1 pseudogene is annotated in these 296 nt (G+C 55.7%); it reads left to right on the forward strand.

The window, feature by feature from the left end:
• Positions 1-231 (forward strand): annotated as a pseudogene (locus C2134_RS19285) (transposase); the annotation flags it as partial.
• Between the last annotated feature and the right edge of the window lie 65 nt (positions 232-296).

The raw sequence follows: 296 nt of genomic DNA on the forward strand, positions 1-296 counted from the left end.
GCTATTCAGTTCTGTTTGACTATCAAGAACCTGTTTGGACTGCCTTTGCGGCAGACCATCGGTTTCATCCAAAGTCTGCTCAAGCTGGCGGGCTTGAGCTGGGACGTCCCCGACTACAGCACGCTGTCCAGACGGCAGCAGACGCTGCAGGTCAACATTCCCTACCAGAAAAGTGCTGGCGCGCTGCACCTGCTGATCGATAGCACCGGTATCAAAATGCTGGGCGAAGGCAATGGGATGGACGCCCCCTCCTCTAAACGGCATCGCAGTGCCACAGTGAGATGACTATCACCTCA

The sequence above is a fragment of the Chromobacterium sinusclupearum genome, assembly GCF_002902845.1.
Lineage (GTDB): Bacteria > Pseudomonadota > Gammaproteobacteria > Burkholderiales > Chromobacteriaceae > Chromobacterium > Chromobacterium sinusclupearum.